21 protein-coding genes are annotated in these 24,657 nt (G+C 73.2%); 12 read left to right on the forward strand and 9 right to left on the reverse strand.

Features of this window, described 5'->3' with window-relative positions; translation table 11 throughout:
- Nucleotides 1-2: 2 nt before the first annotated feature.
- From B9O00_RS22010 to B9O00_RS22035, 6 genes are all read left to right on the forward strand, one after another.
- Nucleotides 3-680: a hydrogenase-4 component E gene (locus tag B9O00_RS22010; protein WP_322111195.1), complete on the forward strand. Its 678-nt coding sequence runs from the start codon at nt 3-5 to the stop codon at nt 678-680.
- Nucleotides 677-2,143: a hydrogenase 4 subunit F gene (locus tag B9O00_RS22015; protein WP_085124896.1), complete on the forward strand. Its 1,467-nt coding sequence runs from the start codon at nt 677-679 to the stop codon at nt 2,141-2,143. The genes B9O00_RS22010 and B9O00_RS22015 overlap by 4 nt, the downstream gene beginning before the upstream one ends.
- Nucleotides 2,144-2,162: 19 nt before the next feature.
- Nucleotides 2,163-3,683 carry a hydrogenase large subunit gene (locus B9O00_RS22020; RefSeq protein WP_085124897.1) on the forward strand — a complete coding sequence of 507 codons (1,521 nt, stop codon included), beginning with the start codon at nt 2,163-2,165 and terminating at the stop codon, nt 3,681-3,683.
- Nucleotides 3,684-3,843: 160 nt separating this feature from the next.
- Complete coding sequence (locus B9O00_RS22025; RefSeq protein WP_085124898.1) at nt 3,844-4,389, forward strand: NADH-quinone oxidoreductase subunit B family protein; 546 nt, start codon at nt 3,844-3,846, stop codon at nt 4,387-4,389.
- Nucleotides 4,386-4,766, forward strand: coding sequence for a DUF983 domain-containing protein (locus B9O00_RS22030; RefSeq protein ID WP_085124899.1), 381 nt, complete (start codon nt 4,386-4,388; stop codon nt 4,764-4,766). Before B9O00_RS22025 ends, B9O00_RS22030 begins: the two co-directional genes overlap by 4 nt.
- Nucleotides 4,767-4,877: 111 nt before the next feature.
- Entirely contained in the window at nt 4,878-6,542 is a 1,665-nt protein-coding gene (locus tag B9O00_RS22035) for a Na/Pi cotransporter family protein (protein ID WP_085124900.1), read from the forward strand.
- 52 nt (nt 6,543-6,594) lie between these two features.
- Here the strand turns inward: B9O00_RS22035 and B9O00_RS22040 are convergent, their stop codons facing one another.
- Complete coding sequence (locus B9O00_RS22040) at nt 6,595-7,482, reverse strand: LysR family transcriptional regulator (RefSeq protein WP_085124901.1); 888 nt, start codon at nt 7,480-7,482, stop codon at nt 6,595-6,597.
- 95 nt (nt 7,483-7,577) lie between these two features.
- Here B9O00_RS22040 and B9O00_RS22045 point away from each other — a divergent pair, with 95 nt between their 5' ends.
- A complete protein-coding gene (locus B9O00_RS22045) occupies nt 7,578-8,516 on the forward strand; it encodes an AEC family transporter (protein WP_085124902.1) in 939 nt (312 codons plus the stop codon).
- On the opposite strand, the gene B9O00_RS22050 is transcribed toward B9O00_RS22045, so the two are convergent.
- Complete coding sequence (locus tag B9O00_RS22050) at nt 8,495-9,835, reverse strand: amidase family protein (protein WP_085124903.1); 1,341 nt, start codon at nt 9,833-9,835, stop codon at nt 8,495-8,497. The two genes, B9O00_RS22045 and B9O00_RS22050, sit on opposite strands and share 22 nt — an antisense overlap.
- 274 nt (nt 9,836-10,109) lie before the next feature.
- On the opposite strand from B9O00_RS22050, the gene B9O00_RS22055 reads away from it, so the two are divergent.
- From B9O00_RS22055 to B9O00_RS22070, 4 genes are read left to right on the forward strand one after another with little or no spacing between them, the layout of a single operon-like run.
- Nucleotides 10,110-11,312, forward strand: a complete 1,203-nt coding sequence (locus B9O00_RS22055; protein WP_085124904.1) for a glycosyltransferase family 4 protein — start codon at nt 10,110-10,112, stop codon at nt 11,310-11,312.
- 54 nt (nt 11,313-11,366) lie between these two features.
- Nucleotides 11,367-12,428: a GDP-mannose 4,6-dehydratase gene (gmd, locus tag B9O00_RS22060; protein ID WP_085124905.1), complete on the forward strand. Its 1,062-nt coding sequence runs from the start codon at nt 11,367-11,369 to the stop codon at nt 12,426-12,428.
- Nucleotides 12,421-13,440, forward strand: coding sequence for a GDP-L-fucose synthase family protein (locus tag B9O00_RS22065; RefSeq protein WP_085124906.1), 1,020 nt, complete (start codon nt 12,421-12,423; stop codon nt 13,438-13,440). The genes gmd and B9O00_RS22065 overlap by 8 nt, the downstream gene beginning before the upstream one ends.
- Nucleotides 13,441-13,448: 8 nt before the next feature.
- Nucleotides 13,449-14,261 carry a class I SAM-dependent methyltransferase gene (locus B9O00_RS22070; RefSeq protein WP_200808628.1) on the forward strand — a complete coding sequence of 271 codons (813 nt, stop codon included), beginning with the start codon at nt 13,449-13,451 and terminating at the stop codon, nt 14,259-14,261.
- A 33-nt stretch (nt 14,262-14,294) separates the two neighbouring features.
- Here B9O00_RS22070 and B9O00_RS22075 read toward each other — a convergent pair whose 3' ends face one another.
- Genes B9O00_RS22075 through B9O00_RS22085 form a run of 3 tightly spaced genes read right to left on the reverse strand, consistent with a single transcriptional unit; the run spans nt 14,295 to nt 18,078 of the window.
- Nucleotides 14,295-15,749 (reverse strand): oligosaccharide flippase family protein, encoded by a 1,455-nt coding sequence (locus tag B9O00_RS22075; protein ID WP_085124907.1) that lies wholly within the window; start codon nt 15,747-15,749, stop codon nt 14,295-14,297.
- Nucleotides 15,746-17,125, reverse strand: a complete 1,380-nt coding sequence (locus tag B9O00_RS22080; RefSeq protein WP_085124908.1) for a glycosyltransferase family protein — start codon at nt 17,123-17,125, stop codon at nt 15,746-15,748. The genes B9O00_RS22075 and B9O00_RS22080 overlap by 4 nt, the downstream gene beginning before the upstream one ends.
- Before the next feature lie 11 nt (nt 17,126-17,136).
- Nucleotides 17,137-18,078 carry a glycosyltransferase family 2 protein gene (locus B9O00_RS22085; RefSeq protein WP_085124909.1) on the reverse strand — a complete coding sequence of 314 codons (942 nt, stop codon included), beginning with the start codon at nt 18,076-18,078 and terminating at the stop codon, nt 17,137-17,139.
- A gap of 116 nt (nt 18,079-18,194) precedes the next feature.
- On the opposite strand from B9O00_RS22085, the gene B9O00_RS22090 reads away from it, so the two are divergent.
- Nucleotides 18,195-19,523 (forward strand): glycosyltransferase, encoded by a 1,329-nt coding sequence (locus tag B9O00_RS22090; RefSeq protein ID WP_085124910.1) that lies wholly within the window; start codon nt 18,195-18,197, stop codon nt 19,521-19,523.
- 14 nt (nt 19,524-19,537) lie between these two features.
- Here the strand turns inward: B9O00_RS22090 and B9O00_RS33860 are convergent, their stop codons facing one another.
- Genes B9O00_RS33860 through B9O00_RS22110 form a run of 4 tightly spaced genes read right to left on the reverse strand, consistent with a single transcriptional unit; the run spans nt 19,538 to nt 24,655 of the window.
- Nucleotides 19,538-20,815, reverse strand: a complete 1,278-nt coding sequence (locus B9O00_RS33860) for a glycosyl hydrolase family 28-related protein (protein WP_085124911.1) — start codon at nt 20,813-20,815, stop codon at nt 19,538-19,540.
- Complete coding sequence (locus tag B9O00_RS32650; RefSeq protein ID WP_143596314.1) at nt 20,812-22,065, reverse strand: glycosyltransferase family 4 protein; 1,254 nt, start codon at nt 22,063-22,065, stop codon at nt 20,812-20,814. The genes B9O00_RS33860 and B9O00_RS32650 overlap by 4 nt, the downstream gene beginning before the upstream one ends.
- Nucleotides 22,062-23,441: a hypothetical protein gene (locus B9O00_RS32655; RefSeq protein WP_143596315.1), complete on the reverse strand. Its 1,380-nt coding sequence runs from the start codon at nt 23,439-23,441 to the stop codon at nt 22,062-22,064. The genes B9O00_RS32650 and B9O00_RS32655 overlap by 4 nt, the downstream gene beginning before the upstream one ends.
- A complete protein-coding gene (locus tag B9O00_RS22110) occupies nt 23,438-24,655 on the reverse strand; it encodes a glycosyltransferase (RefSeq protein ID WP_085124912.1) in 1,218 nt (405 codons plus the stop codon). The genes B9O00_RS32655 and B9O00_RS22110 overlap by 4 nt, the downstream gene beginning before the upstream one ends.
- Nucleotides 24,656-24,657 lie beyond the last annotated feature (2 nt).

Raw genomic sequence — 24,657 nt, forward strand, 5'->3', positions numbered from 1 at the left:
AGATGTCCGGCCTCGAGATGGGCAGCCTCGGCTTCGACACCGCGCACCTGCTGGCCGGCGGCCTGGTGCTGGTCAGCTTCATGATGCTCTACCAGCACCGGCTCTATGCGCTGCTCAACCTCTATGCCCTGCACGCCCTGCTGCTGGCCACCTCGGTCGCCTGGCAGGCCTTCACCCAGGCGGCGCCCCACCTCTACGTCACCGCCCTGATCGCGCTGATCTTCAAGGCCCTGATCATCCCGGTCGCCCTGCACCGCATCGTCGAGCGCCTGGGCATCCACCGCGACATCGAGACCGCGGTCGGCGTCGGCGCGACCATGCTGGTCGGCATGGGCCTGGTCGCGCTGTCCCTGGTGCTGATGCTGCGGGTGACCCCGGGCGCCGACCCGCTGGCCCGCGAGGACCTGGCCTTCGCGCTCTCGGTCGTGCTGCTCGGCCTGCTGGTCATGGTGACCCGGCGCAACGCGGTCAGCCAGGTCGTCGGCTTCATGTCGCTCGAGAACGGCCTGGTGCTGGCGGCGACCGGCGCCAAGGGCATGCCGCTGGTGGTCGAGATCTCGGTCGCCTTCTCGGTGCTGATCGCCTTCATCGTGATCGGCGTCTTCCTGTTCCGCATCCGCGAGCGCTTCGACACGGTCGACGTCGGCGCGCTCGACGACTTCCGGGGCGAGCGGCGATGAGCGGCCTCTTCCTGGAAAGCCTGGCGACCGACGCCGTGACCGCGGTGCTGCTGGTTCCGGCAGCGGCGGCGGCGCTGCTGGCGCTGCTGCCCGGCTACCGCCTGCCGGCCAGGCTCAACGTGCTGGCCAGCCTGCTGACCCTGCTGGCGGCGCTGGCGCTGCTCGGCGGCGAGCGGCCGGCGCCCGGGCCCTACCTGCAGGTCGACGACCTCAACATCGTCTTCATCGTGCTGAACTGCTTCGTCGGCTTCACGACCTCGATCTTCAGCGCCGGCTACATCGGCCACGAGCTGGAGACCGGGCGGCTGACGCCGACCTACCTCAGATTCTACCACGCCATGTTCCAGGTGATGATGTTCGGCATGAACCTGGCGTTCGTGTCGAACAACATCGGCCTGATGTGGGTCGCGGTCGAGCTGGCGACCCTGTCGACCGTGCTGATGGTCGGCATCTACCGCACCCACGAGGCGCTGGAGGCGGCCTGGAAGTACTTCATCCTGGGCAGCGTCGGCATCGCGCTCGCGCTGTTCGGCACGATCCTGGTCTACATGGCCGCCCGGCCGGTGCTCGGCGAGGGCCAGGACGCCATGGTCTGGACGGTGCTGGTCTCGCGTGCCGCCGGCTTCGACCCGGCCCTGCTCGACGTCGCCTTCGTGTTCCTGCTGCTCGGCTACGGCACCAAGGTCGGGCTGGCGCCGCTGCACGCCTGGCTGCCCGACGCCCACGCCGAGGGCCCGACGCCGATCTCCGCGGTGCTCTCGGGCCTGCTGCTCAACGTCGCGCTCTATGCCGTGCTGCGCTTCAAGATCCTGCTGGCGGCCAGCCCCGAGGCGATCGCGCCGGGCCCGCTGATGGTCACCATGGGCCTGACCTCGCTGATCTTCGCCGGCTTCATGCTGTACCGCCGGCGCGACATCAAGCGGCTCTTCGCCTACTCCTCGATCGAGCACATGGGGATCATCGTCTTCGCCTTCGGCATGGGCGGCCCCCTGGCCAACTTCGCCGGCCTGCTGCACATGGTCATGCACAGCCTGACCAAGTCGGCGATCTTCTACGCCGTCGGCCACGTCGCCCAGGTCAAGGGCACCCAGAAGATCGCCGAGATCCGCGGCCTGACCGAGAGCCACCCCGGGCTCGGCTGGGGCCTGGTGATCGGCGTCGCGGCGATCGCCGGGCTGCCGCCGCTCGGCGTCTTCATGAGCGAGTTCCTGGTCGTCAGCTCGACCTTCGCCCGCGAGCCGCTGCTGGCGATCCCGCTGGTCGCCGGCCTGCTGATCGCCTTCGGCGCGCTGACCCTCAGGATCGGCAGCCTCGCCTTCGGCGAGCCGAGCGGCAGCCGCGCGGCGGTTGGCGCCTCGCCGCTGCCGATGTACGCCCACCTGGCGCTGGTGCTGGTCGCCGGCCTCTACCTGCCGCCGCCGCTGGTCGCCTGGTTCCAGCACGTCGCCGGGCTGCTCGGATGAGCCGGAGGGGAGAGCCGCCATGCCCGCGCTGATCGACCTGCTGCTCGAGGGACGCCGGGTCGCCGCGCACGGCGGCTGGCCGCGCGTGCGCGTCGAGCCGGCGATCTGGCGCTTCGCCGCGGAGCAGCTCGGCACGGGCCACTGGACCCTGCTCGGCCTGTGGGGCGAGGCCGGCGAGCGGCTGGCCGTCCACCTCGCCCTGCTGGACGAGACGCAGCCCGGAGCCGCGGTCGTCAGCCTCGACTGCCCGGACGGCCGCTTTCCCTCGGTCGGCCAGTACCACGCCCCGGCGCTGCGCCTGGAGCGCGCGCTCCACGAGCTGACCGGCCTGGAACCCGAGGGCCTGCCCGACCGGCGGCCCTGGCTCGACCACGGTCGCTGGGACCGTCGCTTCCCGCTCGGCGCCCCTGGCCCGGCCCGCGAGGAGGCGCCCTACGCCTTCCTGCAGGCCGAGGGCGAGCAGCTGCACCAGATCGCGGTCGGCCCGGTGCACGCCGGCATCATCGAGCCCGGCCAATTCCGCTTCACCGCGGCCGGCGAGACGGTGGTGCGCCTGGAGGAGCGGCTCGGCTACGTGCACCGCGGCGTCGAGAGCCTGATGGCCGGCACCGACCTGGCCCGCGCCGCGCAGCTGGCCGGCCGGGTCTCGGGCGACAGCACCGTCGCCTGCGCCCTGGCCTTCGCCCAGGCGGCCGAGGCGGCGCTCGGCCTCGAGGTGCCGCCGCGGGCGCGGCGCCTGCGCGTGCTGATGGCCGAGCTGGAGCGCCTCGCCAACCACCTCGGCGACATCGGCGCGGTCTGCAACGACGCCGCCTTCGCGCTGCTGCACAGCCACTGCGGCGTGCTGCGCGAGCGGGTGCTGCGCGCCGCCGACGGCGCCTTCGGCCACCGCCTGCTGCGCGACCGGATCGTGCCCGGCGGCGTCGCCGCCGATCTCGGGGCCGACGGCCGGGCCGCGCTGGCTGCCCTGGTCGCCGAGGTCCGCCGGCGCTTCCCGCGCCTGGTCACGCTGTTCGACGAGACGCCCTCGCTGCGCGACCGAACGGTCGGCACCGGCATCGTCGCGCCCGCCCTGGCCCGGCGGTTCGGGGCCGGCGGCTTCGTCGGCCGCGCCTCCGGGCGCGGCTTCGACGCGCGCCGCCTGCCCGGCCAGACGCTGTACGAGGGCCTCGCCTTCGAGGTGCCGGTCCTGGAGACCGGTGACGTCGACGCCCGGGTCTGGATCCGCATCCGCGAGGTCGAGCAGAGCCTCGCCCTGATCGAGCAGATCCTGGCGGCCCTGCCGGACGGCCCGCTCGCCGCGCGGATCGAGCCGGCAGGCGAGGCGCGGGAAGGGGTGTCGCTGGTCGAGGGCTTCCGCGGCGACCTCCTGGCCTGGCTGCGGCTCGACGCCGAGGGCCGGGTCGTGCGCTGCCACCTGCGCGACCCCTCCTGGTTCCAGTGGCCGCTGCTGGAGGCCGCGATCGAGGGCAACATCGTCGCGGACTTCCCGCTCTGCAACAAGTCGTTCAACTGCTCCTACGCCGGCCACGACCTCTAGGAAGGAATGATCGCTTGCAGGCGCTCCACACATTTCACCCGTCATCCCCGCGGAGGCGGGGATCCAGGGGCCACAGGCCGCAGCGGACCGGCCCTGGATTCCCGCCTTCGCGGGAATGACGGAAAAGCGGACGTCCTCCGAAGAGACGAAAGAAACCACGATGCGCAAGCTGCTGTTCGAGAGCCTGATCCGCCTGCCCCTGACCGAGCCGCCGCCGGCGCCGGAGCAGCGCGAGCTCGACGCGCTGGCCGCCGCGCTCGGCGAGCGGGCGCGCCGCCGCCTCGGCCGCAGCCTGGCGATCCGTGAGGTCGATGCCGGCTCCTGCAACGGCTGCGAGCTGGAGATCCATGCCCTCAACAACGCCTTCTACGACCTGGAGCGCTACGGCCTGCGCTTCGTCGCCTCGCCGCGCCATGCCGACGTCCTGCTGGTCACCGGGCCGGTGACGAAGAACATGCGCGAGGCGCTGGAACGCACCTGGCAGGCGACGCCGGATCCCAAGTGGCTGGTCGCGGCCGGCGACTGCGCCGTCGACGGCGGCTGCTTCGCCGGCAGCTACGCGGTCGAGGGCGGCGTCGCGGCGGTGCTGCCGGTCGACCTGACGATCCCCGGCTGCCCGCCGCGCCCGGTCGAGATCCTGCGCGGCCTGCTCGCCCTGGTCGCGCCGCTGCCGGCCCGGGAAGCCACCCGGGGAGCCACCTCGTGAGCCGCCCGGCGGCGACCCGTCCCCGGCTGGGCCTCGCCATCAGGCGCGGCCTGCTCTGCCGCTGCCCGAACTGCGGCCGCGGCAGGCTGCTCGCCGGCTACCTGAAGCAGGTCGAGGCCTGCAGCGTCTGCGGCGAGCCCTTCGGCCACCTGCGCTCCGACGATGCCGCGCCCTGGCTGACCATCCTGTTCGTCGGCCACGTCACCGTGCCGCTGGCGCTCTTCGTCGAGAGCCACACCGACTGGCCGGACTGGGTCTCCAAGACCGTCTGGCCGGGCTTCGCCCTGCTGCTCGCGCTCTTCGTCCTGCCGCGCGCCCGCTGCCTGTTCCTCAGCGCCATCTGGGCGACCCGCGGCCCGGGCTCCGAGAAGGACTGAGCGCGCCCCGGCGGGGTACCGGATCGCCAGGCGAGCGGTTCCTCAACAGCCCGCTTGCGGAACCATCGGCGGAGTGATTCTCTTGTCCGTTGGTCGCAGGAGAGGCGCCCGATGGAATTCTCGATCGCCCTGATCCAGCTCGCCGGCACCGTGGCGCTGCTGCTCTGGGGCACGCACATGGTGCAGAGCGGCATGCAGCGCGCCTTCGGGCCGCGCCTGCGCTCGCTGCTGGGCAGCGCCCTGCGCAACCGCTTCACGGCGCTGGCCGCCGGCACCGGCGTCACCGCGGCGCTGCAGAGCAGCACGGCGACCGGCCTGATGGCGACCGGCTTCGCCGCCGACGGCCTGGTCGGCCTGGTACCGGGCCTCGCGGTGATGCTCGGCGCCGGCATCGGCAGCACCCTGATCGTCCAGCTGCTGTCCTTCGACGTCGAGCTGCTGGCGCCGGCCCTGGTGCTGATCGGCTTCGTCATGTTCCGGCGCGACGGCAGCCCGCAGGTGCACGACCTCGGCCGCGTCTTCATCGGCCTCGGCCTGATGCTGCTGGCGCTGCACCAGCTGATCATCATCATGCGGCCCTACGAGCACGCGCCGCTGTTCCAGATCCTGCTCGGCGCGGTCTCCAACGTGCCGCTGCTCGACCTGATCCTGGCCGCGCTGCTGACCTGGGCCGTGCATTCCAGCGTCGCCGTGGTGCTGCTGGTCGTGTCGCTGTCGGTCAACGGCGTGGTGCCGCCGGAGGCCGCCTTCGCCTTCGTGCTCGGCGCCAACCTCGGCACCGCGGTGAACCCGCTGCTCGAGGGCGCCGCCGGACGCGAGCCCGCGGCCAGGCGCCTGCCGCTCGGCAACCTGCTGGCGCGCATCGCCGGCGCGCTGCTGGTGCTGTCCGTGCTCGGCCCCCTGGTGCCGCTGATCACGGCGCTCGATCCCGGCCGGGCGGTCGCCGACTTCCACACGCTGTTCAACCTGGCGCTGGCCCTGGTCATGCTGCCGCTGCTCGGCCCCTATGCCTGGCTGCTGCGCCGCCTGCTGCCGGACAGCGCCCAGCCGGTCGATCCCTCGCGGCCGCTCTATCTCGACAAGGCGGCCAAGGCGACGCCGGCGATCGCCCTCGGCGGAGCCGCGCGCGAGGCGCTGCGCCTCGCCGACGTGCTGGAGGAGATGCTGCACGGCGCCCGCGACGCCCTGGCCAAGGGCGACAAGCGCCTGATCGCCGAGACCAAGCGCCTGGACGACGTGCTCGATCGCCTGAACGCGGCGATCAAGGCCTACCTGACCTCGATCGATCCCGACGAGCTGAGCGACGAGGACCACACCCGGCTCAACGAGATCCTGGTCTTCGCGACCAACATGGAGCAGGCCGGCGACATCGTGGAGCGCAACCTGCTGCCGCACGCCGCCAAGCGCCTGAAGCGCGGCCTCGCCTTCTCCAAGGACGGCCAGGCCGAGCTGACCGGCCTGGTCGACCAGCTGATCGCCAACCTGCGCACGGCGGCCTCGCTGCTGATGACCGGCGACCGGCGTGCCGCGCGCCTGCTGGCCGACGAGAAGGTCGCCTTCCGCCGCGCCGAGGCGGCCGCGACCGAGGCGCATTTCCTGCGCCTGCGTGCCCGCCGGCTCGACACCGCCCAGACCAGCGCCATGCACCTCGACCTGCTGCGCGACCTGAAGCAGGTCAACTCGCACCTGGTCGCGGCCGCGGCCTATCCGGTGCTGGAGCGCAGCGGCGAGCTGCTGCCGAGCCGTCTCGCCGGCCGCGCCGCGGCACCCCGCTGACGCCCGATCGGGACGGAAGCGCCCTCCGTCGCCCCGCCGGCCCGCTTCCGGATCATCGCGGCGCGGCCCCTTCCCGGCGGACCAGGTCGACGAGAGGGGCGACCGCGGGATTGATCGAGCCGTGCGGAACGGCGAGGACGACCTCCAGCGAGGGCGCGGAGGCCAGCGGCCGGGAGACGAGATCCGGCATCCCGTCGTCGCAGATCGATCCGGGCACCAGCGCGACGCCGAGCCCGGCCGCGACGAGGCGCAGGATCGTCTGCTGCAGCTGCGGCTCGAACCGGAATCGGGGAACGACGCCGCCCGCCTCGAGGTAGCGCGTGATCGCCGCACGGAGGATCGCGGCCACGGCGGCGGGCGCGGCGATCAGGTCCTCCCCTTCCAGGTCGCCCGGCGAGATGCGGTCGCGCGCGGCCAGCGGGTGCTCGGGCGGGGCGATCAGGCAGAGACGGTCGGTCAGGATCGGCACGGCCTGCAGTTGAGGAAAGGGCCGGCCGGCGAAGGTGACGGCGGCGTCGAGCTCGCCGTGCAGGAGCCTCCGCTCGATGTCCGCCGGCGTCGTCTCCGACAGGACGACGCGGACATCCGGCCGCAGGCGCGAATAGGAACTGACGATCCGGGGCACGATGCGATGCGCGGCATGCATCATGAAGCCGAGGCGCAGCTCGCCCTTCTGCCCCTCGGCGACCAGCCGGGCGTCGCGGCAAGCGCTCTCGAAGCGGGCGAGCACCGCGCGGGAATCCTCGAGGAACCGTTCGCCGGCCTGCGTCAGCCTGACGTGCCGCGAGTCGCGATCGACCAGGCGCACGCCCAGCTCGCGCTCCAGATTGGCGATCTGCCGGCTGAAGGGCGGCTGCGTCATGTGCATCCGCTCGGCGGCTCGGCCGAAGTGCAGGGTCTCGGCGAGGGCCACGAAGTAGCGCATCTGGCGCGTATCCACTGATACCTCCTCGGTATCGATCCTTCACTCTGGTTGGATTGGATTGTATGGACAGAGCCCGATAAGGAAAGCGGCGTCACGCCTCGGGGCCCGCCATGCTTTCGAATCTGCTCATCGTCCTGCCGATCTTCGCCCTGATCCTGGCCGGCTGGATCGCCCGGCGCAGCAACGCGCTCGGCCCGACCGCCACCCGCGAGGTGAACCGGCTCGTCGTCTATCTGGCGCTCCCGGCCCTGCTGTTCGACATCATGGCCAAGGCCAGCCTGTCCGAGATCTGGCAGCCCGGCTTCATCCTGGCCTTCGCGCTCGGCTGCGCGGTCGTCTTCGCGCTCACCCTCTGGATCAGGATGCGCCAGGGCTGCCACCTGGCCGATGCCGCGATCGACGGGCTCAACGCGAGCTATGCCAATACGGGCTTCCTGGGCTTTCCCCTGGTCCTCGCGGTACTCGGGGGCTCCGGCATGGGGCCGACGCTCGTGGCGACGATCGTGACGGTCTGCATCCTCTTCGCGCTCGCGATCGTCCTGATCGAGAGCGGGCTCCGCTCCGAGGCGCGCCGCCGGGACATCGCGCGGAAGACGCTGCTCGCCCTGGCGAAGAATCCGCTTCTGGTGGCGCCGGCCCTCGGGGCGATCGTCATGGCCTCGGGCTGGCCCCTGCCCGAGGCGATCGAGCGGTTCCTCACCCTGCTCGGCGGCGCCGCCTCGCCTTGCGCGCTCGTCGCGCTCGGGCTGTTCCTGGCGGGCAATGCCGGGCAGCGCCCCGCCGCGGGCCGAAACATCGAAGCCTTGCTGATCGGTCTGAAGCTGGTCGCGCAGCCCGCCGTGACCTGGCTGGTCGCCGCGCCGATCCTGGGCCTGCCGGCGATCGCCACGCACACCGCCGTGCTGCTCGCGGCGCTGCCGACGGGCACCGGCCCCTTCATGCTCGCCGAGTTCTACGGGCGCGAAGCGCTGCTCACCGGTCGCGTCGTGCTGGCGACCACCGTCCTCTCCGTCGTCACGCTGTCCCTCTACATGGCGGTCGCGCAGTGACCTTCCGCCGGGCAGACCAGTAGGGCGATCCGGGCAGCGGCGTCCAGGCAGGCCCAGTCGGCGCCGTTGGCGGCGCAGACCATCAGGCCGGTCGGCAGCGCGCCCGCCGCCTGCATCGGCAGGGTCGCAGCACAGCCGTCGGCGAAGTTGATCGCCGAGGTGTTGCGCAGCACCAGGGCGTTGAGCCGGTCGAAGTCGCGGGCGACGTCGTGGATCAGCGGCGCGACGCAGGGCACGGTCGGCGCGACCAGCAGGTCGAAGCCGGCCGCGAGCCGCGCCCAGGCGCCCTGCGCCTCGGCGCGCAGGCGGCAGGCCTCCTCCACCTCGGCCCGGTCGAGCGTCTCGGCGACGCGCAGGCGGCCGAGCACGCGCGGGTCGCCGCTGGTCTCCAGGGCCGCCATGCGCCCGGCGTGGATCGCGTGGGCCTCGCTCGCGACGATCGCTCGGTTGCAGCGGCCGGCCGCCTCAAGGAAGCGCGCCTCGGCCGGCAGCAGCTCGGCGCCGGCCCGGGCCAGCCGGCCCAGCGCCGCCTCGAAGTCGGCGGCGACGGCGGCGTCGAGCCCGTCCAGCAGGAAGCCGCCGAGCAGCCCGATCCTGAGGCCGCGCACCCCCGCCTCGCGGTCGACGCGGCCGAGCGTGCCCGACAGCACGGCGTGGACCTCGGCGCAGGTCTCGATGTCGCCGGCCAGCGGCCCGATCGAGTCGTAGCTGCCGGCCAGGGGAAAGACGCCGTCGAGCGGCACCGCGGCCTGCGAGGGCTTGAAGCCGGCCAGGCCGTTGAGCGCGGCCGGCACGCGCACCGAGCCGCCGGTGTCCGAGCCGAGGGCGACCTCGACCAGGCCGAGCGCGGCGCCGACCGCGCCGCCCGAGGTCGAGCCGCCGGGCACGCGCCGGGGATCGCGGCTGTTGCCGCAGGTCCCGTAGTGCGGGTTGAGGCCGACGCCGGAGTAGGCGAACTCGCTCATGGTCGTCCGCCCGAAGGGCACCGCGCCGGCCGCCTTCAGCCGGCGCACGACCTCGGCGTCGGCCACGGCCGGCACGCCCGACAGCAGCTCGACCGAGCCGGCACCGGTGATCTCGCCGGCCTCGTCGAAGAGGTCCTTGATCGAGACCGTCAGGCCGTGCAGCGGCAGCGCCTCGCCTTCCGCGCGCCGGGCGTCGGCGGCATCGGCCGCCGCCAGGATCCGCTCCGGATCGAGGGCCGTGAAGATCCGCCCGAGCTGCAGGGGCGGCAGGGCGGCGACGCGCTCCAGCGCCCGCTCGGCGCGCTGGCGGGCGGTCAGGCGAAGACGCTGCGCCCGGAGTGGCGGAAGCGGCATGGCGGGCGACCTCTCGTCTGGAAGGTGGCGTACAGGAGGGACCTCGATCCTATAGCGCCCGGCGCTCGCGCGGTCGAGACGCGCGGCCGGCGGGCGAGGCCACAGCCTGGTCACGGGTCGGCCACCAGGCACCACAGCTTGATCACTGGCCGCTTCGGGCGGCTCTGCGTTCCCCTGGACGCCGTGGGCAGAAGCGCACGGCTCGAAGGCCTCCGCAGGCGCGTGGGGCCTTCGTCAGTCGCAGCCTGCGTGCTGCCGAATCGAGGGAGCGCAGATGTCTCTGTCCGACAGCCCGTTCGAGACCCGCTGGCCGGTGCCGCCGCCGCCCGACGCGGCGCCGGCTTCCGGGGCCGAGACGATCCGGCTCGCCATGACCAGCGTGTTCGGCGATCCCCTGCTGCCGCTCACCTGGTCGGGCGCGCCGAACAACCTGGCGCGCGCCCTGGGCGCGCTCGGCGCCGAGGTGACCAGCGTCAATCCCCGCCTGCCGCGCGGCCAGGCGCTGTGGCACGCCTGGCGCCACGTGCTGCTGTCGCGCAGCCTGCCGCTGCGCCGCGAGGTGCTGCTGCGCGATCCGGTGGCCCGCCGGGCGCGGGCGCTGGCGGTGACCGAGGAGGCGAAGCGCCTCGGCCTCGACCGCATCCTGCACACCGGTACCCTGGACCTGCCGGGCAACGCCGGGGACGGCATCGACCACTACCTCTACTGCGACCACACCTGGGACCTGGCGATGCAGGTACGGTCCGGCGAAGGCCACCGCGAGACCCGCGAGTACCGCCGCTTCGAGGAGCTGGAGCACCAGGCCTACGACCAGGCCAGCCACATCTTCACCTTCGGCCGCTACGTCCGCGACAACCTGATCGGCCACTACGGCGTGGCGCCCGAGCGCGTCACCGCGGTCGGCTCGGGCTTCGGGCAGATCCGGCCCTACACCGGCCTCAAGGACTACGCGCGCGGGCCGCTGGTCTTCGTCGCCAAGCACCTCTTCGCCGAGAAGGGCGGGAACCTGGCGGTCAAGGCCTTCCGCATCGCCCGGCGCCAGCGGCCCAACCTGCGCCTGATCATCGCCGGCCACGACCGCTGGCGTGACCTGGTCGGCGACGAGCCCGGCGTCCACGTCGTCGGGCGCCTGTCCTGGGACGCGCTGGAGGAGCTGATGCACTCGGCCAGCCTGCTGCTGCAGCCGATGCTCAACGACCCCTGGGGCCAGGTCTACCTGGAGGCGCTGATCTCGCGCACGCCGGTCGCCGGCCTGGAGCGCAACGGCCTGCCCGAGATCACGGGCGGCGGACGCTACGGCTTCCTGGTGCCGCAGCCGGACCCGGTGATGCTGGCCGAGACGCTGCTCGACGCGGTCTCCGATCCCGACCGACTGGCCGGCATGGGTGCGGCCGGCCAGCGCCACGTCGTCGCCAACTACTCCTGGCCGCGCGCGGCCGAAGCCATCGCCTCGGTGCTCCGGGCCGAGCGGCCCTGAGGCCCCGGCCCGCCGTTCCGGCCCTTCCTTCCCGCCCCCATCGGAGAGTCACGAATGACTGACAAGGTCGCCCTCATCACCGGCGCCACCGGCCAGGACGGCGCCTACCTGTCCGAGCTGCTGCTCGACAAGGGCTACAAGGTCTACGGCGTCAAGCGGCGCGCCTCGCTGATCAACACCGCGCGCGTCGACCACCTCTACCGGGACCGCCACGAGGGCGACGTCCGCTTCCTGCTCGAGTACGGCGACATGACCGACACGAGCAACCTGATCCGCCTGGTCGAGACGGCGCAGCCGACCGAGATCTACAACCTGGCGGCCCAGAGCCACGTCCAGGTCAGCTTCGACGCGCCGGAATACACCGCCGACGTCGATGCGATCGGCACGCTGCGCCTGCTCGAGGCGATCCGCACCCTCGGCATGACCGACCGCGTGCGCTTCTACCAGGCCTCGACCTCGGAGCTGTTCGGCCAGGTCGCCGAGACGCCGCAGCGCGAGACCACGCCGTTCCGGCCGCGCAGCCCCTACGCCGCCGCCAAGCTCTACGCCTACTGGGTCACGGTGAACTACCGCGAGGCCTACGGCATGCACGCCTCGAACGGCATCCTGTTCAACCACGAGAGCCCGATCCGCGGCGAGACCTTCGTCACCCGCAAGATCACCCGCGGCGTCGCGGCGATCGAGCTGGGCCTGCAGCCTCGCCTGCATCTCGGCAACATCGACGCCAAGCGCGACTGGGGCCATGCCCGCGACTACGTCGAGGGCATGTGGCGGATCCTGCAGCAGGACCAGCCCGACGACTACGTGCTGGCGACCGGCGAGACCCACACCGTGCGCGAGTTCGTCGAGCGCGCCTTCGAGCTCGTCGACCGGCCGATCGAGTGGCACGGCAAGGGCGTCGAGGAGAAGGGCCACTGCCGGCGCAGCGGCGACGTCCTGGTCGCCATCGACCCGGCCTACTTCCGGCCGACCGAGGTCGACCTGCTGCTCGGCGATCCCAGCAAGGCCCACCGCAAGCTCGGCTGGCGCCACCGGACCACGTTCGACGCGCTGATCGCCGAGATGGTCGAGGCCGACATGCGCAGCCTGCGACGGGAGGTCCTGACCAATGCCTGAGCAGCTCTACGATCTTCGCAACAAGCGCGTCTGGGTCGCCGGCCAGAGCGGCATGGTCGGCTCGGCGATCCTGCGCCGGCTCGGGCGCGAGGGCTGCCACCTGCTGCGCAGCAGCCACGCCGAGGTCGACCTGACCTCATGGGAGCAGACCGAGGCCTGGATGGCCGCGGCGCGGCCGCAGGCCGTGTTCATGGCGGCCGCCAAGGTCGGCGGCATCCACGCCAACGACAGCTACCCGGCCGACTTCCTCCACCAGAACCTGATGATCGAGGCGAACGTCGTCGAGGCGGCCCGGCGCCACGGCGTCGAGAAGCTGCTGTTCCTCGGCTCGTCCTGCATCTATCCGCGCCTGGCGCCGCAGCCGATCCCCGAGGACGCCCTGCTGACCGGCCCGCTGGAGCCCACCAACCAGTGGTACGCGATCGCCAAGATCGCCGGCGTCATGCTGTGCCAGGCCTACCGCCGCCAGCACGGCTGCGACTTCATCTCGGCGATGCCGACCAACCTCTACGGCCCGGGTGACAACTTCGACCCGCTCGGCAGCCACGTCATCCCGGCGCTGATGCTGAAGGCCGACAGGGCCCGGCGCGAGGGCGCGGCCTTCATGGAGGTCTGGGGCAGCGGCCGGCCGCGCCGCGAGTTCCTGCACGTCGACGACCTGGCCGACGCGGCGCTGCGTCTGATGACCCACTACTCCGACGAGAGCACGATCAACATCGGCGCCGGCGAGGACCTCTCCATCAGGGCACTGGCCGAGCTGGTCGCCGACGTCGTCGGCTTCGAGGGCGAGCTGCGCTTCGACGCCTCGAAGCCCGACGGCACGCCGCGCAAGCTGCTCGACATCGGTCGCATCCGGGCGCTCGGCTGGTCGCCGACGATCCCGCTCGCCGAGGGCTTGGCGCAGACCTACGAGTGGTTCCTGCAGAACCGCCCGGAGACGCGCGAGCACCCCCGGCGCAGCCGGGCGCCGGCCGTCGCGCTGCCGCTCTCGGCCGCCTTCGCGCAGCGCTGACCGGCCCGGTGTCCGCAAGCCCCCTCGCGCCCCTCGGCGCGGAGCTGCTGCTCGCCGCACTCGGCCTGGCGGCGCTCTCGCTCCTGCTGTCGGCCTACCTGGTCTACAAGGTCCGGCAGGTCCACCGGACGCTCTACCGCACCGACGAGGCGGTGCGCGGCCTGTCGCTCGGGATCACCCGGAACCTGCAGCAGCTGCAGCTGCTCGACCACGAGCTGGGCCTCGCCCGGCCGTTGCCGCTGCTGCGCGGCTGGGCGGCCTCGCCGGACGTCCTGCTGGTGCTGCTGCGCCGGGTGCGGAGCGCCCGGCCGCGGACCATCGTCGAGTGCGGCTCCGGCGTCTCGACCATCGTCCAGGCCCAGGCCTGCCGGCTCAACGGCGTGGGGCACGTCTATTCCCTCGACCACGACCCGGCCTTCGCCGCGGCGACGCGGCGGACGCTCAGCGACTTCGGCCTCGCCGAATGGGCGACGGTGATCGATGCGCCGCTGGTCGAGCGCGCGGTGGCCGGCCAGCGCTGCCGCTGGTACGACCTCGGCGGCCTCTCCGAGGACCTCGCGATCGACCTGCTGTTCGTCGACGGGCCGCCGGCCCTGCCGCACGCCGAGCAGGCGCGCTTCCCGGCCGGGCCGCTGCTGTTCCCGAGGCTCGCCCCCGGCGCGTCGGTCATCCTGGACGACGCGGGCCGGCCCGGCGAGCAGGTGATCGTCCGGCGCTGGGCCGAGGCCTTCTCCTTCGCCGAGCGGTCCCACGACTGCGAGAAGGGCTGCGTCGAGCTCGGCTTCCCCGAGGCCGAGCAGCTGCCGGCGGCGGCCCAGTAGGCCGCCGCCCCCTCCCCTCCTCCTCCCGTCCCTTCAGGCGCCGCGCGGCAGCGCCAGGGACCGCACCTTGCCGGTCAGCAGCGTGATCTCGCCGCGCAGCGGATGGTCGGTCGCGAAGATCGCCGCCAGCCAGCCGATCCCGGCGGTCGCCAGCGCGACCAGCAGCGGCGGCCACAGCAGGTCGGGCCGCGGCGGATAGAAGAGCGCGACCAGCAGCGGACCGGCCGCGCTGGCCAGCGCGACGGCGAAGCTGCGGCCGCAGGAGGCCATCAGCGCGCCGAAGCCGAGACCGACGGTGCGCCGGACCAGCAGCTGGATGATCGCGAAGGCGACCAGGTGCACGGCGATCTGCGCCGCCGCCACGGCGACGAAGCCCTCGAAGGCGCAGGCCACCGTGACGGCCACGCGGAAGGCCTGCACGGCGACCTCCATGGCCAGGGCCCGGCGCACCGCGCCGACCGCGATCAGCACCTGCGGCGCCAGGATCTTGGGCGCGTGCACGATGTTGGCCACGGCGAGCAGCTGCACCACCGGCACCGCGGCGTCCCACTGGTCGCCGAACAGGATGCGCACGATCGGATAGGCCATCAGGCCGAGCAGGCAGAAGAACGGCCAGGAGATGCCGGTCATCAGCGCCGTCGCGTAGAGGTAGCCCTCCTTGCGGAAGGCGCCCTGGCGCAGGTCGGCGGCGAAGGCCGGCAGGGCGACCACCCCGGCGCCGCGCTCGATCGTGTCGCGGAACATCCGGGTCAGGCTGTTGCCGCGGTTGAAGAAGGCGACGGCGTCGACGCCGCCGATGCGGCCCAGCGCGAAGGTCGGCGACAGCACGCCGATCTGCATGACCAGATGGGTCAGGGTGACCAGGGAGCCGAAGCCGAGGACCCGCCGCCACTCGCCGAGCGCCGGCCGGATCAGGATGAAGCCCGGCCGCAGCAGCAGGAAGCAGAGGCACTGCGCCAGGGTCGAGGCGAGCGCGGCCCAGGCCATCGAGAGGTAGCTGGCGCCCTGGTAGGCCAGCAGCACCGCGACGCCGGCCCAGACCAGGTTGCTGAAGATCTCGAAGCAGCTGCTGAAGCCGAAGGCGAGATCGCGGCGCAGCAGCGCGATGCCGATCGCGTTGATCGGTGCCAGCAGGAAGGTGAACGCCAGGATGTCGAGCACCTGCTCGACCCCGGAATGGCCGTAGAACTCGGCGAGCGGCCCGGCGATGGCGACGATCAGCAGGCCGAGCGCGACGCCGGTCAGGATGCCGATGCCCATGGCGGCGCGCAGCCGCTCGGGGGTCAGCTCGCGCTCCTGGATCAGGTAGTTGCCGAGGCCGGAATCGCGGACGATCTGGCTGAGCGTGACGAAGGCCGCCCCGACCGCGAAGACGCCGATCTCGGCCGGCGTCAGCAGCCGCGCGATGAAGACCGTGGCGACGAAGTTGATCAGCACGCCGGCGTTGCGCGCGGCGAAGGAGTAGTAGGTCGAGCGGCGCACGCTCATCGGCCGGCCTCCCTCGCGGCGGCGGCCTCGACCAGGCCCGAGAGCCGGCCGAAGAAGACCCGGGCCATCTGCCGGCGGGTATGGGTCGCCGCCCAGTCGCGCCGCACCGCGCCGTTCCAGGCCTCGGCCGGCCGCTCGATCATCGCGTCGAGCGCCCGTTCCAGCGCCACCGGCGCGCCGGCCGCGACGTGGCGGCCGGCGCCGAGCTGGCGCACCAGGGCCGGCGCCTCGCCGTCGGCGCCGTGGGCCAGGATCGGCCGGCCGGTGGCCAGGTACTCGAAGACCTTGCCCGGCAGGTAGCGGGCCATGTCGTCGTCGGTCATCAGCAGCAGCACGTCGCTCTCGCGGATCAGCCGGTCGGCCTCGGCACGCGGCCGCTGCTCGATCCGCTCGATCAGCTGCGGATGGGGGAAGCGCTCGAGCAGGCGCTCGGCCCAGGGCAGCCGACGGCCGATGAAGCGCAGGCGCAGCCGCTGCCCGAGGTCGGCGCGGCGCGCCAGCACGGCGGCCAGGTCGTCGAGGAAGGGCTGCGGCGAGGCCATGGTGCCGAGCACGCCGCTGAAGGCGAGCACCAGCCGGCCGTCGCCGCGCGGCTCCGCCGCCTCGGCGGCCGGATCCGGCTCCCAGCCGTTGAGCAGCACGGCGCCCTTGGCGCCGATCAGGCCGGGGAAGGCGTCGCTGTTGTGGCGCAGCTGGCCGCGCGTGGTGAACTGCACCAGGTCGGCGCGGGCGAGGCAGCGCCGCTCCCAGCGCCGGTCGTCGCGGCCGCGCCGCACGAAGCCGAAGGGATTCCGGCTCCACTCGTCACGATAGTCGAGCACCAGCCGGGCCGCGAAGCGGCGCGCCAGCAGCAGGCCGGCGGCGAAGGAGGCGAAGGTCGGGCCGGTCGCCACGACCACCGAGGGCGGGTCCTCGGCGAATCCCCGGGCAGCGGCGCGGTAGAGCGCCAGCGCCTGCAGGAAGTCGCCGTCGATCTGCTGGAAGAGCTTGTGGCTGGGGCGCAGCGCCGGCGGCTCGGCCGCGAGGATCCGGACACCGGCGGGTATCGCCGCGGCGAGCTGCCGGCCGGCCTCGGTGATCTCGCCGTCCGGCGCCCGGGTCACCGCGGAGAGTCGCCAGCCGTTCTCGCCGGCATACTTCAGCCAGGAGAGCGGCCGGAACACCCCGCCGTCGAAGCGCGGCGGCAGGGAGCTGGCGACCAGCAGCGCATGCCGCGCCGTGACGGCGACGGCGCGGCGGCCGGCGCGCGCGCTGTCGAGCTCGGCCTCCAGCCATTGCCGGTAGCCGAGCGCCGTGTCGCGCGCCGCCTCGGCGAGGCGGCCGACGAAGGGCAGGCGGCCCGCGCCGGCGGGGAGTTCTGTCGTCGCGTCGGCCATCGATTCTTCCCTCAATGCCAGGACAGCTGGCGGCGCTGCGCATAGGCGCGGGTCAGCAGCCGGCCGAGCGGCCGGCGCCGGGCCAGGTCGCGCAGCGTGCGCTGCGCCAGCCGTTCGTCCGACTCGAGCGCGAGGCCGAGCGAGGCGATCGCGTAGCGCCGGGCCAGCCGGTGGCGGCCGAGCGCCATCAGCTCGCGCGACTGCAGGGCGAGATGGGCCGCCAGCGTGCGGCGCCCCGGCCGGCGCCCGGCGAAGTGCCGGAAGATCAGGTGGTTGGCGATGAACACGGCGCGCGCCTTGCCCGACAGCCGGTCGGCGCCGCTGCCGTCGTAGAGCAGCCCCGGCTCCGCGACGTAGTCGAGCAGGTGGCGCCGGGCGATGCGCAGCACCAGGTCCCAGTCCTCGCAGGCCGGCAGCAGCGGGTCGAAGGCGCCGATCTCGTCGAGCACCGACCGCCGCACCATCACGGTCGGCAGCGGCACGAGGTTGCGGCGCACCAGTTCCTCGAAGACCCGGCCCCTGAGCCGCGGCCGGATCTCCAGCTCGCCGCCGCCCGGCAGCGTCACCCGCCGGCCGCAGTAGACCAGGCCGAGCTCCGGCGGACCCTGCTCGAAGCGGGCGACCTGGGCCTCCAGCTTCCAGGGCTCCCAGCGGTCGTCGGAATCGAGAAAGGCGACGTAGCCGCCGCGGCTGGCGGCGATGCCGAGGTTGCGGGCGCGCGCGGCGCCGCCGTTGCAGGGGCTCGACAGCAGCCTCAGGCGCGGCTCGTCCAGGGCCTCCAGGCGCCCCAGCGTGCCGTCGCTCGAGCCGTCGTCGACGACCACGACCTCCTTGTGCGGGTAGCTCTGGGCGAGAGCGCTGGCGACGGCCTGCTCGACGACCCGGACGCGGTTGTAGGTCGGGATGATGATGCTGACGAGCGTCGGATCGACGGCGGTCCTATCGGGGGTCATGCCGGCCTCCCTGTCGCTGCGGCCCCGCGGGCCATTTTCCACGGAGCGGTCACAGCCCCGGCCGGCGGCCGCTCGTTAAGGTCCCGAGCACCTCTCCACCAGCGAAGCGAGCCGCCATGACCAGCTCTTCCGCCCTGGACCTCGGCCAGCGCCCCGCGAACGACCTCGTGCCGCCCGAGGACCGGCAGGCGCCGCCGCGTCACGGCCCGCCGCTGCGCATCGCGGTCTTCGTCAGCGAGTTCCCGGCGCTCAGCGAGACCTTCGTGCTGCGCCAGGTCGTCGGCCTGCGGGCGCGCGGCCACGAGGTCACGGTCTTCGCCGACCAGCCGCGCGCCGAGCCGCTGACCCACCCCGACTTCCTGGCCCACGGCCTGGCCGAGCGGACCCGCTACCTCGGCATGCCGGCGAGTCGTCCGCGGCGCGCCGCGACGGCCGCAGGCGCGCTGCTGCGCCACGGCCTGAGCCGCCCGACCGTGCTGCCGCGCACGCTCGACCCGCTCCGCTTCGGCCGCGACGCGATCAACCTGCGCATGCTGTTCTGGGCGCATCGGCTGATCGCGGAGCCGCCCTTCGACGTGCTGCACTGCCATTTCGGACCGGTCGGCGCGATGGTCGAGCAGCTGCGCGCGATCGGTGCGGTGCAGGGCCGCCTGGTGACGACCTTCCACGGCGCCGACCTGACGGTCTGCCTGCGCCGGCAGCCCGACGCCTACCGCCGGCTGCTGCGCCGCGGCGACCTCTTCCTGCCGATCTCCGACTACCTGGCCGGGCGCCTGGCGCGCCTCGGCTGCCCGGCCGAGCGGATCGGCGTGCTGCGCATGGGCGTCGACCTGCAGCGCTTCGCCGTCCGGCCGCGCCGGCGCGCGCCCGGCGAGCCGCTGCGCGTCGTCACGGTCGGCCGCCTGGTCGACAAGAAGGGCGTCGCCGACGGCCTCGCGGCGGTCGCCGAGGCCGCGCGCCGCGGCATCGACCTCGCCTACACGATCATCGGCGACGGCCCGCTGCGCGGCAGCCTCGAGGCCCAGGCCCGCGCGCTCGGCATCGAGCGGCTGGTCGGCTTCCGCGGCTGGCAGGTGCAGGAGGAGATCCTCGCCGCGCTCTACCGTCACGACGTGCTGCTGGCACCCAGCGTGACCGCGCCCGACGGCGACCAGGAGGGCATCCCGGTCACCCTGATGGAGGCCATGGCGACCGGCATGCCGGTCGTCTCGACCCGGCACAGCGGCATTCCCGAGCTGGTCGAGAACGGCGTCTCCGGCCTGCTCGCCGACGAGCACGACGCGGGTGCCCTGGCCAATGCCCTGACCTGCCTGGCGACCGCGCCGCACCTGGCCGAGACCATGGGCGTGGCGGCGCGCGCCAGGGTCGCCGCGCTGCACGATGCCGACCGGCTGGACGACCAGCTCGACCGGCACCTCGATGCCCTGGCCGGAGCGGCTTCCTGAGCGAAGCGGCAGGCTCATGAGGCGACCGGCTGGCCGTCCTGGTCGGAGGTCGGCCGGCCCTGCTTCATGCGCAGCGTGCCGGTCTCGTCGACCCACAGCCGGTAGCCGCCGAGCTGCAGCAGCCCGGCGCTGTTCCAGGTCGAGGGGAAGCGGCCGGCCGCCGCCGGCCCGACATTGATCAGGTCGATCCCGCCGGCATCGTCGACCCGGCCGGTGGTGCCCAGCAGGAAGGCCTGGGTGCTGCCGCTGCCCTGCAGCCTGGCGAGGCCGGCCCCCGAGGCCTGGCCGCCGCCGCCGCCGTGGCAGCCGACCATGACGAAGTCGTTGGTCAGGAAGGCGCGGATCAGGTGGGTCTGGTACTCGATCGAGTAGGAGGTGCAGCCGACCAGCGTGCCCTTGACCATCAGCCGCACGGCAGCGTCGCCCTTGGCGAAGCTGCCGGCACGGCGCTGGTTGTTCTCGAAGCCGCAGTGCGACAGCAGGGTGACGCCGTGGTCGGCGTTCAGGCCGAAGCGCTGGTTCAGCAGGAAGTAGCAGCCGTGGAAGCTGATGTCGGCAGCGCCGTCGGCCAGCACCGCTCCGTCGACGCCATTGCCGCCGAACACGCAGCCGAAGACGTGGACGGCCGAGAGCACCGTGTTCTCGGGGCCGTGGGCGAACCAGCCGCCGTTGCCGCGGTTGTCGCGGAAGTAGCTGTTGAAGACCTGGCCCTCGAAGAGGTTGCCGACCAGCCGGCAGCCGTCGCCGCCGCAGCCCTGCACGACGAGGTCGCGCAGGCAGAAGTTGTAGAGATAGGTGCCGCGCTCGATGCAGGTCAGGGCGAGGCCGTGGCCCTCCTCGCCGTTGCCCTGGATCTCCAGGCCGTCGACCGTCAGGAAGCGCACCACCGCGTGGCTGACGATCTCGAGCACCGGGTCGTCGCCGGTGATCTCGGAGACCAGCCGCGCGCCCCGGCCCTGGATCGTCAGGGCATGGGTCAGGTTGCCGGCCGGCTTGGCCGCGGTTTCGACGCGCAGCGGCGCGGTCACCCGGTAGGTACCCGGCGGGATCGTCAGCAGGCCGCCGTGCAGCTGGCCGAAGGCCGTGTCGAGCGCCTGCTGCAGCGCCGCCGTGTCGTCGGCCCGGCCGTCGCCGACGGCGCCGAAGTCGCGGGCGTCGAGCTGGCCGGCGGGCGGCAGAGTCCCGGCCCGTGCCGGCAGCACGGCCGACAGGGTCGCGAGGCCGAGGCCGGCACCCAGGGTGCCGGCCAGCAGGTCGCGGCGTGGCAGGTCGGGGAGTCGCGGGGGAGTCATGGCGCCCTCGACAGGATCTGGTGGTAGAGCGACTGGTAGCGGCCGGCGACGGCCTCGATCTCGAACTCGCGCTCGGCGCGGACGCGCGCCGAGCGGCCGAGCGCGGCGTTGCGGGCGGGGTCCTCCAGGCACCAGGCGATGCCGCGCGCCAGCTCCTCGACCTTGCCGAGCCCGGCCAGGTAGCCGCTGCGGCCGTGCTCGACGATGTCGAGCGGGCCGCCGCTGGCGAAGGCGACGACCGGCGTGCCGCAGGCCATGGCCTCGACCAGCGTCTTGCCGAAGGCCTCCTGCTCCGAGGGCACGACCATGACGTCGCTGGCGCTGTAGAGCCGCGCCAGGGCGGCGTCGTCGTCGACCCGGCCGACCGAGCGGATCGGCAGGCCGCAGTCGGCGAGGTCGCTCGGCGCCTCGCCGCCGAACACGACCAGCTCGGCCCGCTTCGACCAGCACTGCCGGGCCAGCAGGCGCGCCGCCTCGACCATGTGGTGGAAGCCCTTGCGGACGTCGTCGGTGGCATCGACCGCGCCGAACAGGATGTGACGCCGGTCCGCCGGCAGGTCCCAGGCGGCCTTGGCCTCGGCCCTGTCGGTTGGCCGGAAGGCGCCGGTGTCGATGCCGTTCGGGATGACCTCGACCGGCGTGTCCGGGAACAGGCCGCTGCGCTCCAGGCAGTCGGCGAGCCAGGAGCTGATCGGCACCAGCCAGAGGTCGACGTCGCGCCACGAGGACTGCTTCAGCCGCCACAGGCGACGGCTCAGGTCGGCCTCGCGGTCCGAGCGCAGCTGGGGGCAGCGGCCGCAGGCCAGGGCGTAGCGCTCGCAGCCGGCGGTGTAGTGGCAGCCGCCGGTGAAGGCCCACATGTCGCGCAGGGTCCAGACCACCGGCCGCTTCAGGCGCGCCAGGGACTCGATCGACAGGAAGCCGCCGCCGGTCCAGTGCAGGTGGACGATCTCCGGATCGAGCGCGTCGATCGCCGAATCGATGCGGTCGGGCAGCCAGCCCAGGGTCCAGAAGGACTCCCCGGTCGGCCGGTAGCGGCGTAGCGGCAGGGTGTCCAGGCGGCCGCGCAGGGCGTTGACCACGCGGTTCAGCGGCCGCGGCGGCTCGCTGACGCTGGCGTCGCTGCCGTACTTGCGGCCGACCAGCATCCGGGACTCGACGCCGCGCCGCTCCAGGGCCTGGTGCAGCCAGTAGGTGCCGCGCGCCGCGCCGCCGCGGATGTCGAAGGTGCTGAGGTGGAGGACCCTCATCGGCCGAGGCCTCCCGCCACCGGCGCGAAGCCGCGACGCGGCGCGACGTCGGGGACAGGCCGCGCGGCCGCCGCGCGCTGATGCAGGATCGCGATCGCGCAGGCGAGATAGAGCACCGTCCAGGTCTTCGGCGAGACGTAGGCGCCCGAGGCCTGGCCGAGCACCGCCCAGACGCTCCAGCAGAACAGCAGGCTGGGCGCGCCCAGGGCCTTGAGATAGCCGCTCAGGCCGACCAGCAGGATCACGCCCCAGACCGCGCCGAGGTAGATCCAGTGCATCCAGAAGAAGTTGGTCAGCGCATGCCGGGCGTCGTCGAAGGTGTAGTTGCTGACCAGGTCGCCGCTCTGCATGTAGATCTGCCGGACCTGCTCGAGGATCGAGTTCTCGGCGGTCAGGCCGATGCCGGCGATCGGGTGGTGGCGCATCACCTGGTCGGCGACCAGGTAGGGCGCCGTCACCCGCGAGAAGAAGCTGGGATCGGTGCCGGCCTGGATGTCGGCGATGCGCTCGGCATAGAGGTTGAGGCCGACGATCGCCGCGACGACCGCGAGCGCCAGGGCCAGCAGGGCGGCCGCCAGCCCGCGCGTCAGGTCGTAGCGCGAGCCGGCCGGCAGCGGCCGGCGTGGCGCCAGGAACAGCTCGTAGGGCCCGACCAGCACCAGGCCGAGCAAGAGGGTCGGCCCGCGCATGGTCACGAAGGCCGCGGCGAACAGCAGCCCGTAGCCCGCCGCCTTCCAGCGCCATTCCGACAGCACGTACCAGCAGAAGGCGAAGAGCGTGAAGGCGAAGGTCACGGCCGAAGGCTCCGAGGTGAAGAGCTTCGGCCGGATCTGGCCGTAGAGCAGCAGGTCGCGCCTGTCGGCGTCGTAGACGCCGAAATTGAAGATCATGCCGCGCACCGTGTCGCTGAGCTGGCGGAACGGCTCGATGTGGTTCTCCATCAGGCAGCCGACGACGATCGCGACGCAGAACCAGCCGAACAGGCGGGCGACCCGCCGGCGCTCGAACAGCAGGATCGTCAGGTAGAGGCCGTAGCCGATGATCAGCGAGTAGCTGAGCTGGAGCAGGCCGGTGGTGCGCTTGCCGAGATAGTCGAGGTCGTGGACGCTGGCCGCCAGGATCGAGCCGAGGAACAGCAGGATCACGAAGAGCAGCGGCACGACCTGGTCGACGCGCAGCCGGTCCATGTGCTTGAGCAGCATGACGCCGCCGGCCAGGCCCGACAGCACGGTCGGGATCGGCGTGCCGGCCGACAGGTGGACGTCGACGCCGAGGTAGATGCCGATCACGTAGAGCAGCAGCAGGGCCGCGTCGACGGCGTCGGGTGCCGGCGCCGCGGCGGGATGACCGGCGAGGGGGCGGGGCGCGCCGATCACGAGGCGGCGATCGACGCGGCCAGCTCGCGGCCGCGGTCGCTCCAGTCGAAGCGTCCGCTGCAGGCCCGGTAGGCGCTCGCCTGCAGGCGGTTGAGCAGGTCCAGGTCGTCGAGCGCCGCCAGCACGCCCTCGGCGAGCGGGCGGTGGTTGGCGAAGCTCAGCATCGAGTCGGGCGGGCTCAGCGGCGTTCCGGCGACGCTGCCGTCGAGCGCGGCGACCGGCAGGCCGTTGAAGACATAGTCGAGCACCTTCAGCTTGAAGCCGCCGCCGAGCCGCTCGGCGACCACGGCGATGCGCGCCTCGTCGAGGTGCGGCGCCACCGACTCGACCCGGCCGACCAGGCGGGTCGCGCTGAGCCCCGCGCCGATCCGCCGGAAGAAGCCGGGGTCGCCGGCGCCGACGACCTCGATCTCGGCGCCGGCGGCGGCGAACAGCGGGTCGGCCTCGGCGAGGAACTCCTGCAGGTTCATCTGCTTGGCGATCCACTCGAAGCTGCCGACGATGATCGCGCGGCGCGGCAGGTCGCGGGTGATATGCCGCTCGGGCAGGCGGCGGCCGTGGTAGCCCGGCGGCAGCACGCGGACCAGCGGGGCCCCCTCCTGGCGCTCGAAGCGCATCGCATCCTCCGGCGTGATCGCCGTCACCAGGTCGGCAGCCCGGACCACGCGCCGTTCCAGCAGGCCGACCTTGAGGGCGTCCTGATGCAGCAGCGCGCGGCGCAGCGCACCGCCGTCGGCACGCGCCGCGATGCCGCGGCGCATCGAGGTCTCGTGGTTGTGCGAGATGTAGACCAGTCGGGCCGGCCGGCCGGGACGCGGCTGCGGCCGGCGCTGCTGGGCGCGCCGCACCTGGCCGAGCGCCCAGCCGCTGTTGAGGCCGTCGAACACGATGCCGTCCCAGGGACCGTCGTCGAGCGCCCGGGCGAGGCGCCGGCGCATCGCCGGCACGGCGGAGCGATGGGCGATGTGCGGCAGCGGCGAGGCGACGCTGGCCCAGGCGGGCGGCTGGTCGTGCGCGACCCTGTGCCAGACGACCCGGCCGTCGCCGCGCGTCTCGCGCTCGCCGTCGCGCCGCGAGGGATCGCCGTTGGCCGCGCAGAGCACGTGGACCTCGGCGCCGGTCGCGGCGAGCGCCCCGATCAGGCGGCCGGAATAGATCTTCTGCCCGTCGTGCTCGGGGACGGGGTCGACCCAGGTCAGCCAGAGACAGCGCATGG

The organism is Tistlia consotensis USBA 355 (assembly GCF_900177295.1).
GTDB lineage: Bacteria > Pseudomonadota > Alphaproteobacteria > Kiloniellales > DSM-21159 > Tistlia > Tistlia consotensis.